This window comes from Saccharopolyspora sp. NPDC047091 (assembly GCF_040643635.1).
Taxonomy (GTDB): Bacteria; Actinomycetota; Actinomycetes; order Mycobacteriales; family Pseudonocardiaceae; genus Saccharopolyspora_C.
Map to the genome: position 1 here is coordinate 20,743 of NZ_JBEYUS010000004.1, position 16,603 is coordinate 37,345.

Genomic DNA, 16,603 nt, shown 5'->3' on the forward strand with positions numbered 1-16,603 from the left:
GGGCAGCACAGAACGCTACAGCCGATGCGGGCCGCCGCGGCGGGCGGCACGCACGCAGGGTGAGCGGTTCACCGGGCTCTTGACCGGGAGTACCGGTGCCACGGGTTATCGTGGCCGACCGTGACGGCCCCGGATCACGAAGCTGACGTGCTGCGCGCGGGGGTGGCGGGCACCGAAGCCGAGTCCCCCGCCCCCGCGCAGGCACCGGACGACGTTCGGGCGGACCAGCAGCGGTTGCGGCTGTTCGCCTACCTGAGCGCGCGCGAGCACCGCACCTACCTGGCGATCATGCGGTTGTTCACCTCGACGCTGCTCGCCGACCTGTCGATCGGCGAGGTGACCGCCGCGCTGGCCGCCGCCGAGCGCGAGGGCCGCATCGACCCCGGCGAGTCCGATGTGGACACCGTGGTGGAGCGGCTCAAGCAGCTGCGCAGCTGGGGGAACCTGGTGCTGGGCCGCCGGGAGACGATCGCGGCCAGCATCGCCGAGTTCCAGCACGGCAGCGTCCGCTACCAGGTCAGCAAGCTCGCCGTCCGGGTGCAGCGGGACATCGACGCGCTACTGCGCGTCCCCGAAGGCGCCCGCGAGGTGTCCCGCGAACTGCTGCCCGCCATCGAGCGCGGCCTCGGCGAGATCGGCTCGGCGCTGTCCGCCGCGCTCACCGCCGAGCACCGCGAACCCGGTTCGAAGCGCGCCCGGCAGACCAGGGAACGGCTCGCCGAGCACGTCACCACCGTGTTCCTGCAGCACGCCGAGCTCGCCGCCACCGTCCGCGACTTCTACGCCTACCTCGGCGAGATCGTCACCCGCCACCACCTGGCGCCGGACGAGATCTCCGGGTTCCGCAACCTGCTGGTCGAGTACATCCAGATGGTCGTGGAGGACGTGCTGCGGCACACCGAGACCATCGCGGGCTCGCTGGCCGGGCTGGCCGGGCCGCGCACCGAGCTGCTGCGGCTGCTGGGACCGGCCGACCAGCTGGGCACCGACGTGGAGCGGGCGCGCGGGCGGACCGCCGCGGACTGGCAGGAGCTCACCGACTGGTTCGTGGACGCCCCCGGCAGGCCCAGCCAGGTCGCGGCGCTGCGCGAGGCGACGGCGCGCGCCATCGGCTCGCTGCTGGCGAGCGTGAAGCGGGCGACCTCCGGCGGCGGGCTGCTGCCGGGGCGTCGCGGGGAGCTGCTGAAGCTGGCCCGCTGGTTCGACGAGGCCGAACCGCACGAGGCGCACCGGCTGTACGCGGCCGCGTTCGGGCTGCACTCGGCACGGCACCTGCTGCCCGCGCCGGACTACGACAGCGACAACCACGACGTGCCGTGGCGGGACGGCCCGGTGCAGGACGTGGTGGTGAGCGTGCGCAGCCGCGGTGATCGCGGGGCGCGCGGCCGCACCTCGCGGGTGCTGGACGATCCGATGACCGAGGAGACGCTGCTCGCCGAAGCCCGCGCGGAGGACGCGCGGCGCGGCCGGGCCGTGGCCGAACTCGCCGCCGCGGGCGGGTCGCTCGCCGAGACCCGGCTGTCCGGGGAGGCGCTGGACGTGCTGTGCGAGCTGCTGACGCTGGCGATGGCGCAGCGCGACAGCGCCGACGACCCGGGCACCGCCCTCGACCCGGTGCACCGGCTCCGGGTCACGGTGCGGCCCGAACCGGGCACGCACACCCGCATCCGCAGCAGCGCGGGCGCGCTGACCCTCAACGACGCGGTGCTCGACGTGCACGGCGACGGCGCGATCCCGGCGGAGGCGACCCGATGACGGCGGCGACGAAGACCTTCGACGAGCTGTCGTCCATCGACGCCTCGAACGTGGTGCGCTGCGCGCGGGCGCTGCTGCGCCGCCCGCTGCTGCGGGAGGGCACGCCGGACGGCGACCTGCTGCCGATGATCTACCGGCAGCGGGCGGCGCTGCACGAGGTGTTCTCGGCGCTGCTGGGCTACCGGCTGGTGGTGGAGCGCCGGTTCGCGCGGCTGTACAAGTCCGGGCCGGGCGCGGACGCCACCCGCGGCGAGCCCTCGCTGACGCCGCGCGGCTACGCCTACCTGGCGCTGACGCTGGCCACCCTCACCGGCATCGGGCGGCAGGTGCTGCTGTCCCGGCTGGTCACCGACGTGCGCGGCGCCGCGGTGGAGGCGGGCGTGCCGGTGGTGGACGATCCGGCGGACCGGCGGGCGCTGACCGCGGCGCTGCGGCACCTGGTGGCGCTCGGCGTGATCAGCGAGACCGAGGGCACCGTCACCGCCACCGACTCCACCGCCGAAGCGCTGATCACCATCGACACCGACCTGCTCGGCCAGCTGCCCGCGGGCCCGATCGGTGCCGCGGACGGCCCGGACGAGCTGGTGGCGGCCGCGGCGCAGGCCGGGCCGCGCAGCGTCGAGCACGTGGTGCGGCGGCGGCTGGTGGAGGACCCGGTGGTGCTCTACGCCGACCTGCCCGCCGAGCAGCGCGAGTGGCTGCTGAAGAACTTCGGCGTGGAATCCCGCCTGCTGGAGCGGTTCTTCGGCCTGGTCACCGAGGTCCGCTCCGAGGGCGTCGTGGTCAGCGACCCGGAGGACTACCTGACCGACACGCCGTTCCCCGGTACCGGCACGGTGGCCCGGGTGGCGCTGCTGGCGCTGCCGCGGCTGCTGGAGCTCGGCGAGCCCCGCGAGTCCGACGGCAGGCACCCGGTGACCGAGGAGCAGCTCGCCGAGGTGTGCGCGGAGCTGGTCGAGTCCTACCCGGCCGCGTGGTCCCGGCAGGCCACCGAGGAACCGGCGGAGCTGGTCCGCTCGGTCGCCGACCTGCTGCGCCGCCTCGGGGTGCTGCGCGGCGAGGCCGCTGACGGCACCGCCACCACCGGGGAGGATCATGGCGGGCTCACCTGGTGGCTGAGCCCGGCCGCACACCGGTGGCTGCCGGAGCCCGACGCGACGCCCGCGCCCGGCCGGGAACCGGAACCCCCGCCGGCCCCGGAACCGCCGGGCCTGTCCCTGTTCGACGACCTGGAAGAGGACGGTGCACGGTGAGCCCCGACGACGCGACCGCAGCGGTGGACGCCACCGCCCCCCACCCGGGTGACGCGACGCTCTCCGCGGGTCCGGTGCACCGCTGGCGGCTGCACCGCGGCGGCATCGTGAACATCTGGCAGTACGCCGAGCACACCTTCGACCTCTCCGGCGGGCGGGCGATCTTCCAGGGCACCAACGGTTCCGGGAAGTCCCGGACGCTGGAGCTGCTGCTGCCGCTGTGCCTGGACGGGGATCTGCGGCAGCTGGGTTCGAAGGGCTTCGACACGGTCAGCATCCGGCGGCTGATGCTGGACGAGTACCCGGGCGGGCCGAACCGGATCGGCTACGCGTGGGTGGAGCTGCGCCGCGAGTCCCCCGACGGCGGCGAGGAATTCCTCACCTGCGGGGTCGGGGTGAAGGCGTCGAAGACCTCGCAGGCGGTCAGCGACTCGTGGCGGTTCGTCACTTCGCGGCGGGTGGGGATCAACCTGCACCTGGTGGGCCCGGAGCGGGTGCCGCTGGGGCCCGCGCAGCTGCGGGACCTGCTGGGCGCGGACTGCGTGCTCGACGACCAGGGCTTCCGCGCGAAGGTCGCGGCGCAGGTCTACGGGGTGCCCGCGGCGCGCTACGGCGACCTGCTGCACCTGCAGCGCACGCTGCGGAACCCGGACGTGGGCCTGAAGGTGCTGGAGGGGCAGCTGGAGCAGATCCTCTCCGACGCGCTGCCGCCGCTGGAACCGGCGCTGATCGAGCGGCTGGCGAGCTCGTTCGACGACCTGGAGTCGATCCGGGAGAACATCGTCCGGCTGACCGGCGCGGACAAGGCGCTGGGCGCGTTCCTGTCGACCTACTCGGGTTACGCGCTGGGGGCGCTGCGGGAGCGGGCCGAGTCGATGCGCTCGGCGCAGGACCGGCTGGCGGTGCTGCGCAAGGAGCTCGCCAAGCTGGACCGGCAGGTCACCGCGCACCGCGAGGAGCGGGACACCGCGCAGCGCACCGTCGCCGAACTGGAGCAGCGCGAGGGCACGCTGGAGTCGAGCATCGAGGCGCTGCGCTCGCACCCGGCGTACGCGGAGCTGCAGAACCTGCGGGACCGCGAACGCGTCGTGGAGGGCGCGCGATCGGCGGCCGTGGCGGCGCTGGAGACCGCGGCCCGGCACCGCGCGCAGGAGGAGCGGTCGGCGGAGTCGGTGCTGGGCACGCTGCGCAGGCTGGTGGGCGACGCGGAATCCGCGGAGCAGGCGGCGCAGCGCGCGAACCGGCAGCTGGCCGCGGCGGGCCTGGACGGGAACCTGGTGCCGCGCCCGCCGGAGGTGCCGAAGGCGGAGCCGGTCAGCGTCCCGGAACGGGTGCGGGCCGCGCCGGAACCGGATGCGGAACTGCTGGAGGTGGACCGGCGCAGCGCCCCCGAAGTGGACACCGACGACCTGGCGCGCCGGTTCCGCACCGTCGCCGACCGGGCCGCGCAGGCGAGCGCGGAGGCGCAGCGCCGCGGCGCGTGGACGTTGACGCTGCACCAGCAGGCGGTGGAGCTGGACCGGCAGCGCGAGCAGGTCGGCAAGCTGCAGCAGCAGGCGCGGCAGGCGCAGCTGATCGCCACCGAGTCCGTGGGCAGGCGCAACCAGGCGCAGCAGCGGTTGCAGGAGGCCGCTGCGGAGTGGCGGCAGCGGGCGCAGCGCTGGGGTTCCGAGCACCCGGAGTCCATCGTGGACGATCCGGTGCCGGAGCCGCCCGCGGCCGAGCGGCTGCTGGCGGACCGGTCCGCGGCGCGCGCCGCGCAGGAACGCGCGCGGCAGTGGGCGCGGCCGCGGCTCCAGGAGGCGCGGCAGCGGATCTCCGCGGTGGAGCAGGAGCTCGGCGAGGTGCGCGCCCAGGTCCGCACCGGTGAGCAGGAGCTCACCGAGCTGCGGTCCGGCGTCGAGCGCACCCCGGCCCGCCCGGACTGGGCGACCGCGGAGCGCACCGAGCAGGACGGGCGCGCGTTCTACCGGCTGGTGGACTTCCAGCCGTCCCTGGACGACGCGCAGCGGGCCGGGCTGGAGGCCGCGCTGCAGGCGAGCGGGCTGCTCAACGCGTGGGTGTCCGCGCAGGGCACCGTCGCCGGTTTCGAGGACGTGCTGGCGGCGCCGGGCGAGGCGGGGTCGGCGGGGACGCTGGCGGAGTTGCTGGTGCCCGCGCCGGAGCCGGGCTGCCCGGTGCCCGCGGAGCACGTCGCCGCCCTGCTCGCCTCAGTGTCCACAGTGGGCTCCCAGGGCCTGTCGGTGGACACCGCGGGCCGCTGGCGCGCCGGCGTGCTCGCCGGGACGTGGCACAAGGACTCCGCCGAGTACGTGGGCGCGGGTGCCCGCGAGGAGTCCCGCGCCCGGCGCATCGCCGAGCTGGAGGAGCAGCTCGCCGCGCTGCGCGAGCAGATCGGCGACGTGGAGAAGCGGCACCGCGAGGCCACCGAGCACGGCGATGCGCTCGAACGGCACCTCGAGTCCTTCCCCGACGACGCCGACCTGGTGACCGCGCACGCCCAGGTCGCCACCGCCACCGACGCCGCCGAGGACGCCGACCGGCACGCCAAGCAGGCCCGCGGCGAGCTCGACGAGACCGACCAGCGCTGGCAGGCGACCCGCGCCGAACTGGTGCGCGCCGCGGGCGAAGCGGACCTGCCGCCGGAGACGCAGGCGCTGGAGCAGGCCAACCGGGCCGCGACCGACGCCCGCAACGCCATCGACGCGCTGCACGAGGTGCTCGAAACGCGGTGCCTGGCGACGCTGGCCGACCTGCGCGACATCGCGCTGCACCACGACGCCGCGGTCGCCGACCGGATGGAAGCCGAAGCGCAGGCCGAACAGCGCTGCACCGCGCACACCGAGCAGGCCGCCGGGCTCACCGAGCTCAACGACGCCGTCGGCGGGCAGGCGCAGGAGATCTCCGGGAAGGTCGGCGAACTGGAGCGGGAACGCGCCCGGCTGCGCGAGGACCTGCCCGCCGCGCGCGAACGGATCAGCACCGCCCGCGAGCAGGTGGTGCGGCTGGAGACCCAGCAGGAGACCAAGCACGCCCAGCTCGCCGGTCGCGAATCCGACGCCGAGACCGCGTCCACCGCGTTCACCGCCGCGCTGCGGGTGCCCGGCGTATGGGCCGCGGCCGAAGTGGTGCCCGCCGAGGCCGACGGAGATGCCGAGGCCGCCAGGGACCCCGAGGCCGCCAGGGACGTGGCCCCGCCCGAGGACCCGGCCGAGGCCGCGGAGCTGCTCGCCGCCGCGGGCGACCGCAAGACCGCGGGCGAAACGGCCGTGCTCAACCGGTTCCAGGCGTTGCAGCAGTCGCTCAGCGGCGGCTACGACATCGCCGCGGGCGACCAGCAGGGCCTGCTCACCGTCACCGTCACCGGCGAAGAAGGCCCGCAGCCGGTCGCCGACGCCGCCCGCCGCGTCGCCGAACGCCTCGCCGAGCAGCGCGGATTCCTCAACGAGCGCTACCGGTCGATCTTCGCCGACTACCTGATCCGCGACCTCGCCGAACGGCTCCGCGGCCAGGTGACGGTGGCCGAAGACCTGTGCAAGCGGATGAACGAGGTCCTCGACGGCGCCCGCTCCAGCCAGGGCGTGCACGTCCAGCTGGAGTGGGAACCGGCGCCGTCGCTGGGCGACGACATCAAGCAGGCCGTCGACCTGGTGCGCACCCCGTTCGCCGACCGCAGCGACGACCAGGACTCGTTGCTGCGCAAGGTGTTCACCGACCTCATCGAGGCCGAGCGGGACAGCGCCTCCGGCGGCTACGCGGAGATCCTGTCCCGGGCGCTGGACTACCGCTCCTGGTTCGCGTTCACCGTGCGCGTCCGCGACACCGGCCCCGAGGGCAAACCGCGGGTGCGCCGGCTGCGGCAGCTGTCCTCCGGCGAGACGCGGCTGATCTCCTACGTGACGCTGTTCGCCGCGGCCGCCGCGTTCTACGACGCGGTGAGCGTGTCCTCCGGCGGGCGCGGACCGCTGCGGCTGGTGCTGCTGGACGAGGCGTTCGAGCGGCTCGACGACCCGACGATCGCGCGGATGCTCGGGCTGCTGGTGGACCTGGACATGGACTGGCTGATCACCTGGCCCAGCGGGTGGGGCGTGTCACCGAAGATCCCCAAGATGCACATCTACGACGTGCTGCGGCCGCGCAGCGGGCACGGCATCGCCTGCACCCACACCACGTGGGACGGCCGGGACATGGAGCGCACCGATGGCTGAGGTGTCCGCGCAGGTCCGCGAGCAGGTCCGCGCCGAATGGGGCGGCGAGGTGCTGCGCGAGTTCTGGGCGCAGGCCCGGGAGGCGCTGGAATCGGCGAAGCGGCCGGACCGGTTCTCCGTGGCGTTGCCCGACGAGACGACCCGCGCCGCGGTCAGCGAGATCTACGGCCGGGAGCTGTACCTCGGGCACTCCCGGATCATGGTGGCGAAGCTGGACCAGGTGCTGCGCGCCGATGGCCGCTTCGGGCTCGGGCTCGCGCAGGTGCTGGAAGTGCTGCACGGCGAACCCGTCGACACCGCCGGAACCGGTGCGCCGCAACGGGAATCCACCGCGGTCGTGCAGGCCCGCACGGCGCTCGCCGAGCACGGCCTGGGCCGCGCCCCGTGGGCGGAGGCGTGGGTGCGCTGGCTGCACCGGTACGGCCGCGTCGCCGACGCCGAACTGCCGCGCATCGCCGGGCGGGCCGGTGCGGTGCTGTCCGCGCTCACCCTCGTCCCGGGCGCGACCCCGGCGTCGTGGGTGTCGCGCGCCGACCTCGCCGCGCCCGACGAGCCGAGCGAGCTCGACGACGGCGGGACGCTGAGCCGCATCGTGCTGCGCGCCGCCGCGCTCGCCCACCACGTCGAACCGCCCGGCGGCGAACGGGACCGGCGGTCGCTGTGGGAGCGCTGCGGGGTGACCCTCGACGACGTGGCGGGCACGGTGCTGAGCTGGGCGCTGCCGCTGCGCGGCGAGGACGCCTGGTCCCGCTCGATCACCGGCCGCACCGAGCTCGGCCTGCCCACCCACCTCACGCACCGCGACCTGGCCGCCGCCCCCGACCGGCTCGTCGAACCCGGCGCGGTGGTGGCCGTCTGCGAACGGCCGCGGCTGGTGGAAGCCGCCGTGCGCGCCGACGTGCGGCACCCGCTGGTCTGCCTCGCGGGAACCCCGTCGACCGTGGGGCTCGCGCTGCTGGACCGGTTGCGGGCCGACGGCGCGCTGCTGCACCTGCACGGGGACTTCGACTGGCCCGGCATCGCCGTCGCCCGTTCGCTGTGGGCCGAGCGCGACATCGGCCTGTGGCGGATGTCGGCGGCCGACTACCGGGACGCGGTGGACCGGGCCGCGCGGGAACGGCTGGACCTGCCGAACCTCGTCGGCAGCCCCGTCGACACGCCCTGGGACCCGCAGCTCGCCGAACTCATGTCGACCGCTTCCCGCGCGGTGGAAGAGGAAGCGGTGCTGCCGCAACTCCTGGACGACCTCCGCACCGGGACGCTCTCCTGATCGGTCGTCCTCCTGCTGTTGCGGAGTGCGGCGGGTGGCGGAGCCGCACCGCCCGCCGTCGAACCTGTCCGGCCGGTCATGGCTCTTTCCTGCCGCTGAGCTGACGACCACCTGATCAACCGGCACCGCGGCGGGTTCTCAGCGGTTCCCTCGCGAGGACGGCTTTTTCCCTCGTCGCGGAGCCACTCGGGAAGAAGATCCCGCAGCGAGAATCCCGCTGAGGTTCCGCCACCCCGCTCCCGAGAAACGGGAGCGGAGGAATCTCACGTGGGTTCGATGAGGGTCCGGTGGTGGGCGACGACCTTCCGGAAGGCTCGGACGTAGCCCTCGGCGAGGGCCGGGTCGTCGTGCGGGACCGTGACGGTGAGGGTGTTGCGGTGCCTGCGCTCGGCCCGCGGGTACTGCCCGGCGCGGTAGCGCGGCCAGCCCTCCGGCAGGTGCGGGAACAGCCGGTTCGGGGCGTCGAACAGCGGATGCTCGTTCAACGGCCGCGGCGCCCGCGGATGGTCCACCTCCAGGCAGCCCTCGGCGCGCAGCGCGGCGACCAGCGCATCCACCGGCAGCCCGCCCAGCTCCTCCGGCCGGTGCACCAGCGCCAGCGCGTACCAGGCGGGCGCCACCCGCGCGGGCACCTCCGGCACGCCGATCCCGGGCAGCCCGCGCAACTCGGCGATCATGTGCGCGGCCAGCTGCCGCCGTCCGCCGAGCCTGCGGTCCAGCTCGTCCAGCTGCCCCAGCGCCAGCGCCGCCGCCAACGGGTGGATCCGGTGCGCCGCCCCGGACCCCGTCACCACGTAGCGGCGCAGCGGGTGGTCGATCGGGATCTCGCCCCGGCACCGGCCGCCGTCCTGGCCGTGCAGCAGCACCCGGTAGTGCAGGTCGTCGTCATCGGTGAGCACGAACCCGCCCTCACCCGCCGACAGCGGCTTCGACCCGCCCATGCTGAACGCCGCCACGTCCCCGAACGTCCCCACCCGACGCCCGCCCACCGCGGCGCCGTGCGCGTGCGACCCGTCCTCCACCAGCCGCAGGCCGCGCCGGTCCGCGATCTCCGCGAGCGCCTCGACCCGGGCGGGCACCCCCCACAGGTGGGTGGCCACGATCGCCTTGGTGAACGGCGTGATCGCCGCCTCCACCTGCAACGGATCGATGTTGCCCAGTTCGTCGCAGTCCACCAGCACCGGCTTGACCCGCAGGTGGAACAGCGGCGTCGCGGTCGGGTGCGCCGTGTAGGCCGGCACGATCACCTCGTCGCCCTCCGCCAGCCCCAGCGCGGAGTACGCGGCGTGCAGCGCGGCCGTCCCGGACGACGTCACCATCGCGTGCCGCACGCCGAAGAACTCCGCCAGCTTCCCCTCCAGCTCGGCGATGATCCCGGTGCGGCCGGGCAACGACACCGCGCTGTAGAGCTGCGCGGTGACCGCGACCGCGGTGTTGATGTCCACCGGCGGCCAGGAGATCTGCGGGCTCGCGGTCCGCACCACCGGCGGGCCGCCGTGGATCGCCAGGGGACTGCTCACGTGATCAGATCCTTCGGGTCCGCGCCGCGGGAACGGGGCCGGAAGGCGCGAGATTGTTGTGCGTGCGAAGACTTCTGGGGACATTTTTCGCTCAGCTACCCGCCATCTGTGTGAAACGTGCCGTCACCGTCGGAGAACCTCGACTCAAGGGGACCGCACGCCCCGGGTGTGTGCGTAGGCTGAGCGCTCGCTCACGGTGAGCTCACGCACACGCACGCCGGACACGATGGGGATGGTGACCATGACCGGCCAGGCGAAAGCGGACCTGGACACCGCAGCCGAACAAGACGCGTTCGTCGCCGAATTCCGGCGCTGGCGCGACGTTCGCGGCCTGTCCAGATCCGCGCTGGCCCGGGAGATGGGCTACAGCCGGTCGTACGTGTCGAAGGTCGAGAGCGGCGGCGAGCACGCCTCCCGCGAGTTCGCGCAAGCCGCCGACGGCGCGCTCAACGCGGGCGGCTCGCTGCGGCGCGCGTGGCGCGAGCAGAACGCGGTTCCCGCGCCGCGCAAACCCAGCCCGCCCCAGCACGCCGCCCCGGCCATCGAACCCGCGGGCGGGCTGGTGGTCGAGCACGATCACGCGGAACTGTTCTACGTCAACGGTTCCTACCGCGCCACCATGCGGCGACATCTGGTCAACAACGGCACCGAACCGATCACCCGCTACCTGATCAGGATCTCCGTCGACCGGTTCCCCGGTGACCCGGAACGCTCCAACCGCCTCTACCGGGACAACCCGCTCACCTGGGAGGAGATCGACCTCGAAGCCTGGCACGGGGAGAAGCGCCAGGAACCGATGCGGTGGAGCGTGCAGCACGACCGGGACGCGTTCAAGGAGGTGTGGCTGCTGTTCGCCAACGACTCCGGCCGATTCCCCTTGTACCCCGGGGAAAGCGCGTGGATCGAGTACACCTACACCGTCAGCGACGACAAGTGGGGGCACTGGTTCCGGCGCGCCGTGCGGCTGCCCACCACCCGGTTATCGGTGACGCTGAACTTCCCGACCGAGCTCGATCCCGCGGTGTGGGGCCTGCACACCTCGATGACCGCGGAATCCATGCCGTTCCACACCGCCATCGACACCCGGCACGAGCACGACCGCACCATCTACGCGTGGTCCACCGAAGATCCGCCGCTGCACGCGCGGTACCGGCTGGAATGGCACTTCCGCAACGACTCCCCCACCGCGCCGTCCGGGCCGCCCACGCCCAGCGAGACCATGACCGCGCTCGGCATCGTGCAGGACGGCGACCCGATGCTGCGCCGCTCCGCCCGGCCGTTCACGCTGCCCGTCGAGGCCGAGGACGCCCGGCGGGTGATCAACGAGCTGCACTCGGCGACGCAGCGCATCTCCAAGGCGCACACCTTCGGCAAGGGCATGGGGATCGCGGCGCCGCAGATCGGCATCGAGCGGGCCGCGGCCATCGTGCGCCCGCCCGGCAGCGACGACCTGATCACCCTGCTCAACCCGCGCATCATCGAATCCAGCGAGCAGGGCGACGAGCAGTACGAGGGATGCCTCAGCTTCTTCGACGTCCGCTGCCTGGTCCCGCGGCCGGCCGTGGTGCACGTGGAACACCAGGACATCACCGGCGAACGCCGCATCACGATCTTCGAGCGCGGCGTGGCGCGGCTGGTGGCGCACGAGGTCGACCACCTCTACGGGGTGCTGTGCAGCGACCACCTGCCACCGGACGTGGCGCCCATTCCCGTGGAGCAGTACCGCGGCACCGGCTCGAACTGGCACTACCCGGAAGGCTGATTCCGCCTTCTGCTGCTTGCTGAGCGGGTGGCGGAACCTCAGCGGCCTCCTCGCTGCGGGATCTTTTTCACCGGTGGCTCCGCCACAGGGGAAAAAGCTGTCCTCGCGAGGAGGCCGCTGAGAACCCGCGGGTGGTCCCGTTGCTCGGGTGGTCGCTGCTCAGCGGCTTCGCCGCTGACAGGAGAAAGATGCCGGGGTCGGTGATCGGCTTCGCGGTGTTCACGTAACGTTGCGTAATCGATTCTTGAGCGCGGAAGAAGCTCTCGAACGGGGGAGGGCGCGCGGGTTCTCAAGATCGACGCACGTTCGCGCACGTTCTTTCGGGTAGTGTGCGGCCGCGGTGCTTGGACGGTCCCACCTGGTGCGGGACCATCAGGACAAGGCTCGCGGCACCGGTCCACCCACCCTCCTGGACCGGACAAGCCCACCCGGAGCCGACGGAGGCGGCCATGTTCACCTTTCCCGCAGAACCAGCGGAACTGTTCACCGAGCGTGCACGGCACTTCCGGAGCTGGGGCGTGCCGCCGGTGGTCATCGCCCGGGTCCGGGACCGCGTCGACGACATGTGGGGGCACGGCCGCACCGGCTGGGTCCCCGTGTGGGCGGAGGAGGCCCGGCGCGCCGAAGCGGACCGGGACTGGGCGCGCGCCGCCGCCTGCTGGGGCGCCGCCCGGTTCCCCTGCCTCGCCACCGCCGACCGGCGGGAGGCCTACGGGCGCCAGCTGGACTGCTTCCGGCACGCCACCGCCGACCTGCCCGTCGCGTTCCGCCGCTACCGGCTCGACGTGCCGTACCGGCAGCAGACCACCCGCGTCACCGCGCACGTCTACCGGCGGCACCGCGGCGTCAGCGACCAGCTGCTGCTGCTCTGCGGCGGCGTCGACACCTGGAAGGTCGAACTGCACCGGATGGCGCTGCGCATCTCGCTGGTCAGCGGGCTCACCGTCGCCGCCGTCGACATGCCCGGCACCGGCGAGTCCCGGGTGCCGCTGGCCGCCGACGCCGACCTGCTGCTCGCGGGCACCGCGCGGCAGCTCGCCGGCCGCACCCGGTGTGCGAAGACCGCGGTGCTGGGGCTCGGCTTCGGCGGGCACTGGGCGGCGAAGCTCGCGCTCACCGGCAGGGTGGACGCGGCCATCGACCTCGGCGGACCGATCGGCGCCTGCGGGTCCGCGATCGACGTGCTCGGGCTGCCGCACGGCATGGCCGGGGCGATCGGCAACGCGCTGCACCTGGCCGAGCTGCCCGGGCGGGCCGAGGCCGACCGGTTCTCGCTGGAGTTCTCGCTGCGCCGGCAAGGGCTGCTGAGCACCCGGTCCGCCGCGCCGCTGCTCGCGATCAACGGCACCGGCGACCCGTACGTGCCGCTGCGGGACACCATCGCCCTCGCCGACCGGCCGGAGGCGGAGGTGTGGCTGGTGCCCGGCACCGGGCACTGCGCGCGGGAACGGCTCCCCCGGGTGCTGCCACCCGCCGTCGGCTGGCTGCTCGCCGAGCTGTCGCCGCGCTCGGTGCGCAGGCAGCTCGCGGCGCGGGCGCTGCGCACCTCGCTCGGCGACGTCGTCACCGGACCCGCGCACGTCACCGGCGCGGACGGGCACGTCGAGACCATCAGCGCCCGCACCCGCCGCCCGCACCGCGCGACCGGCCCCGGCGCCGCCTGAGCCGCCGTCCGGGCCGCGGGCGAACGGCTGCTCCGCCCGGTGCGGACGTCCTGTCGGCGCTCTCCCGGGCACTCGTCGATCGGAGAGCCGGGCGGGCGTTCGACGTCGCGCGGAAGGCGAGTCGGGGGTCGAGCGGCGATCGCGCGGCGGCGCGAAGTGGGACGAGCGGCGGACGGGCCGCTCGTGGCCCGCGCCCGAGCCGACGCACCGCGGCCGCGCGACGCCGGCGCCGCGGGCTCACGCCGTGGCGGGCTCCGGATCCGGATCGCGGGTGAGCGCCTCGGCGATCTCCTCCGCCGCGGGCGGAGCATCCCGGTACCAGGCGCCGATCGCCACGAACAGCAGCAACGACACGAGCACCGGGGAGACCACCGTGATCGCCTCGGACAGCCCCAGCACGTACTTCGCGAGCGCGAAGGTGAGCAGTCCGCCCGCCCAGGAGATCAGCGCGGCGGTGGGCCCGACGTGCCGGAACGGCCGCAGCATCCCCAGCATCATCGGGATCGAGATCGGCCCGATCAGCGCGCCCACCCAGGCGACGATGATGCCCAGCACGCCGCCGAGGTTCTCCGCGTTCAGCGCCAGCACCACGCTGAGGAACACGAACACCACCGTGAGCACCCGGCCCGCCCGCAGGAACTGCTCGTCGGTGAACTCCCCGGCACGGCGCCACACCCGCGGCAGCACGTCGCGGGTCATCACCGCCGAGATCGCGGTGGCGTCGGACGCGGCCATCGCCATCGTGTGCGAGAAGACGCCGACCAGCACCAGCCCCAGCAGCCCCGCGGGCAGGAACCGCAAGGCCATCTCGGCGTAGACGTCCTCGGAGTTCTCCACCCGCACCAGCAGCGGTGCCGCGAACATCGGCAACATCAGCACGACGGGCCACACCAGGTAGAGCGCGCTGGACAGCAGCGCCGTGCGCCGCGCCGCCGCCGAGGTGGGAGTGGCGATGTAGCGCTGCGCCAGGTTCCACATGCCGCCGTTGTACTCGAAGGTCTTCACCAGCACGTACACCAGCAGGAAGTACGCGGGATAGCTGCTCGTCGTCGGCGCGGTGTGCCCGTCGGGTAACGCGGACCAGAAGTTCGCGTAGTTGAACCCCCGGTCCGCCAAGGCGATGCCGACCGCACCGATCATCGCGAACGCCGCGACTCCCTGGATCACGAACTGCCCCAGCTCGGTGAGCGCGTCGGCCCACAACCCGCCCGCGGTGCAGTACACCAGCGTCACCGCCGCGGTGATCACGATGCCCCAGCCGAGCGGGATGCCGACGAACTTGTTGAGCAGCAACGCGATCGCCGACCACTTGGCCGCCACGTCGAACACCTTCAGCAGCGAACCGCTCCACGCCAGCACCTGCTGGGTGGGCACGTTGAACCGCCGGGCGAGGTACTCCAGCGGGGAGGCGATGCGGTAGTGCGTGCGCAGCCGGTTCCACTTGGGGGCGAACAGGAAGGCCCCGATCCCGGTGGCGACGGCCAGCGGGAACATGAACACGACGTAGGACACGATGCCCTGGTCGTAGGCGACTCCGGCGTAGGCGACGAACACGACGGCGCTGTAGCCGGACATGTGGTGCGAGATCCCGGCCAGCCACCACGGCATCCGGCCGCCCGCCGTGAAGAAGTCCGCGGTGTCGGCGACCTGGCGATGCGCCCAGACACCGATCGCCAGCATGATCAGCAGATAGCCTGCGATGATCACCCAGTCCAACGGGTGCATGTGGTGTCCCTTCCCTGGCCGGAGGAATCCGGCTCTCACGTCGTTGTGGGGGTTCGCCGCCGGCGCGGCTCTCGGGCGGTGCGGAGTGCGTTCAAGCTAGGGAGGTGGGACATCCGCGGCAATCAGTTGCCACTACTTGCCACGGGGTCGCGGGCGACGGTCCGCCGGCGCGCACGCCGCTAGGGCTCGTCGCCTGCATTGCTCGGGACCTCGGTGTCGATCGCCGCGATCAGCTCGTCGTCCGAGACCAGGTCCGCGTCGAGGGCCGCGAGCACCGCGCGGGCGCCGGAACGCGCGGCCGGTACGAGGTCCGCGGACCTCGGATCGCGGACGTCGCCGCCTCGGAGGTGGGCGATCCACGCGGCGAGCACCACCACCGCGGCCTCCGGCAGCCGACCGGCGCCGCGTTCGCGGTGCAGCACCGGCAGCACGCGCGCCGGGATCTTCTGCGAACCGTCCACCGCGATCTGCCGCAACCGGTGCTCGACGCCCGGTGCCGCGAAGCGCCGCCGCAGCGCGGCCCGGTACTCGTCGAGTTCCGCGGCGGGCAGCGGCAGGTGCCGCGCGGCGGTGTCCCACCACGACTCGGCCAGCCCGGCGAGCACCGGATCGTCCATCGCCTCCCGCACCGTGCCCCGGCCGCGCCCGAGCCCGGCGTAGGCGAGCAGGCTGTGCGCGCCGTTGAGCAGCCACAACTTCCGCCGCTGGTAGTCGTCGACGGAGTCGACCAGCCGCGCGCCCGCCCGCTCCCAGCGCGGCCGCCCGCCGGGGAAGTCGCCCGCCAGCAGCCATTCCGCGTACGGCTCGGTCACCACCGGCACCGCGTCGCGCACCCCGCTCAGCTCGTGCACGGCCCGCACGTCGGCGGGTGTGGTGGCGGGCGTGATCCGGTCGACCACGGTGCTCACGACCGACACCCCGGCTTCCAGCCACGCCGTGAACGCCGCGTCGCCACCCGCCGCCGCCTCCCGCAGCACCGAACGCAGCACCGCACCGTTGTCCGGCACGTTGTCGCAGGGCACCAGGGTGATCGGTGCGGCGGACGCGCGGAACCGCGCCCGCAATCCCGCCACCAGCCGGGAGATCGCGGAGTCCCGCCCCGGCGGTGGCACCCGGTAGGCCGCCTCCGTCACGGTGAGCGTCACCACCGCCACCTCGGGCGCGGTGAGGTCGGCGAGCCACTGCTCCGCCTCCGCTCCCGCGTGCGCGCGGCTGATCGAGCCGACGGTGCGCACCGGATCGTCCGCACCACGCACCAGCAGCGAGTACATCCCGCCCTGCGCGGTGAGCTCCGCGGGCAGCGCGGTGCTGCGGAACGTGTAGGCGGCGATGCCCCACTCCGGATCGGCGGCGGTGCAGACGGCCTGGTGCGCCCGGTGGAAACCGCCGAGTCCCAGGTGCACGGCGCGGACGGGGGCGGGCTCGGCATCCCGGCTCAGTCGCATG

General features: G+C 73.9%; 9 protein-coding genes. 6 read left to right on the plus strand and 3 right to left on the minus strand.

Translation table 11 applies throughout. The features are described 5' to 3' along the window. The first annotated feature begins 120 nt into the window (after positions 1-120). Genes ABZ805_RS03305 through ABZ805_RS03320 form a run of 4 tightly spaced genes read left to right on the plus strand, consistent with a single transcriptional unit; the run spans position 121 to position 8,486 of the window. On the plus strand, positions 121-1,755 hold the full coding sequence (locus ABZ805_RS03305; protein ID WP_358433583.1) for a TIGR02677 family protein: 1,635 nt from the start codon (positions 121-123) through the stop codon (positions 1,753-1,755). Continuing rightward, positions 1,752-3,008: a TIGR02678 family protein gene (locus ABZ805_RS03310; protein ID WP_358433586.1), complete on the plus strand. Its 1,257-nt coding sequence runs from the start codon at positions 1,752-1,754 to the stop codon at positions 3,006-3,008. Before ABZ805_RS03305 ends, ABZ805_RS03310 begins: the two co-directional genes overlap by 4 nt. Beyond that, a complete protein-coding gene (locus tag ABZ805_RS03315; RefSeq protein ID WP_358433589.1) occupies positions 3,005-7,216 on the plus strand; it encodes a TIGR02680 family protein in 4,212 nt (1,403 codons plus the stop codon). Before ABZ805_RS03310 ends, ABZ805_RS03315 begins: the two co-directional genes overlap by 4 nt. Beyond that, on the plus strand, positions 7,209-8,486 hold the full coding sequence (locus tag ABZ805_RS03320; RefSeq protein WP_358433592.1) for a DUF2399 domain-containing protein: 1,278 nt from the start codon (positions 7,209-7,211) through the stop codon (positions 8,484-8,486). Before ABZ805_RS03315 ends, ABZ805_RS03320 begins: the two co-directional genes overlap by 8 nt. A 263-nt stretch (positions 8,487-8,749) precedes the next feature. On the opposite strand, the gene ABZ805_RS03325 is transcribed toward ABZ805_RS03320, so the two are convergent. Then, positions 8,750-10,006 (minus strand): aminotransferase class I/II-fold pyridoxal phosphate-dependent enzyme, encoded by a 1,257-nt coding sequence (locus ABZ805_RS03325; RefSeq protein ID WP_358433595.1) that lies wholly within the window; start codon positions 10,004-10,006, stop codon positions 8,750-8,752. 241 nt (positions 10,007-10,247) lie between these two features. Here ABZ805_RS03325 and ABZ805_RS03330 point away from each other — a divergent pair, with 241 nt between their 5' ends. Then, positions 10,248-11,768 carry a peptide deformylase gene (locus ABZ805_RS03330; RefSeq protein WP_358433597.1) on the plus strand — a complete coding sequence of 507 codons (1,521 nt, stop codon included), beginning with the start codon at positions 10,248-10,250 and terminating at the stop codon, positions 11,766-11,768. A gap of 449 nt (positions 11,769-12,217) precedes the next feature. Beyond that, positions 12,218-13,432, plus strand: a complete 1,215-nt coding sequence (locus tag ABZ805_RS03335; RefSeq protein ID WP_358433599.1) for an alpha/beta hydrolase — start codon at positions 12,218-12,220, stop codon at positions 13,430-13,432. 237 nt (positions 13,433-13,669) lie between these two features. Here the strand turns inward: ABZ805_RS03335 and ABZ805_RS03340 are convergent, their stop codons facing one another. Both ABZ805_RS03340 and ABZ805_RS03345 read right to left on the minus strand, forming a co-directional pair. Next, positions 13,670-15,157: a sodium:solute symporter family protein gene (locus ABZ805_RS03340; protein ID WP_358433602.1), complete on the minus strand. Its 1,488-nt coding sequence runs from the start codon at positions 15,155-15,157 to the stop codon at positions 13,670-13,672. Between the two features lie 179 nt (positions 15,158-15,336). Then, positions 15,337-16,602 (minus strand): mannitol dehydrogenase family protein, encoded by a 1,266-nt coding sequence (locus ABZ805_RS03345; RefSeq protein WP_358433605.1) that lies wholly within the window; start codon positions 16,600-16,602, stop codon positions 15,337-15,339. Between the last annotated feature and the right edge of the window lies 1 nt (position 16,603).

Excerpts from the sequence above, each read along its gene's own strand:
- ABZ805_RS03310 (WP_358433586.1), top strand. The coding sequence starts at position 1,752 with ATGACGGCGGCGACGAAGACCTTCGACGAGCTGTCGTCCATCGACGCC.
- ABZ805_RS03320 (WP_358433592.1), top strand. The coding sequence starts at position 7,209 with ATGGCTGAGGTGTCCGCGCAGGTCCGCGAGCAGGTCCGCGCCGAATGG.
- ABZ805_RS03330 (WP_358433597.1), top strand. The coding sequence starts at position 10,248 with ATGACCGGCCAGGCGAAAGCGGACCTGGACACCGCAGCCGAACAAGAC.
- ABZ805_RS03335 (WP_358433599.1), top strand. The coding sequence starts at position 12,218 with ATGTTCACCTTTCCCGCAGAACCAGCGGAACTGTTCACCGAGCGTGCA.
- ABZ805_RS03340 (WP_358433602.1), bottom strand. The coding sequence starts at position 15,157 with ATGCACCCGTTGGACTGGGTGATCATCGCAGGCTATCTGCTGATCATG.
- ABZ805_RS03345 (WP_358433605.1), bottom strand. The coding sequence starts at position 16,602 with ATGCGACTGAGCCGGGATGCCGAGCCCGCCCCCGTCCGCGCCGTGCAC.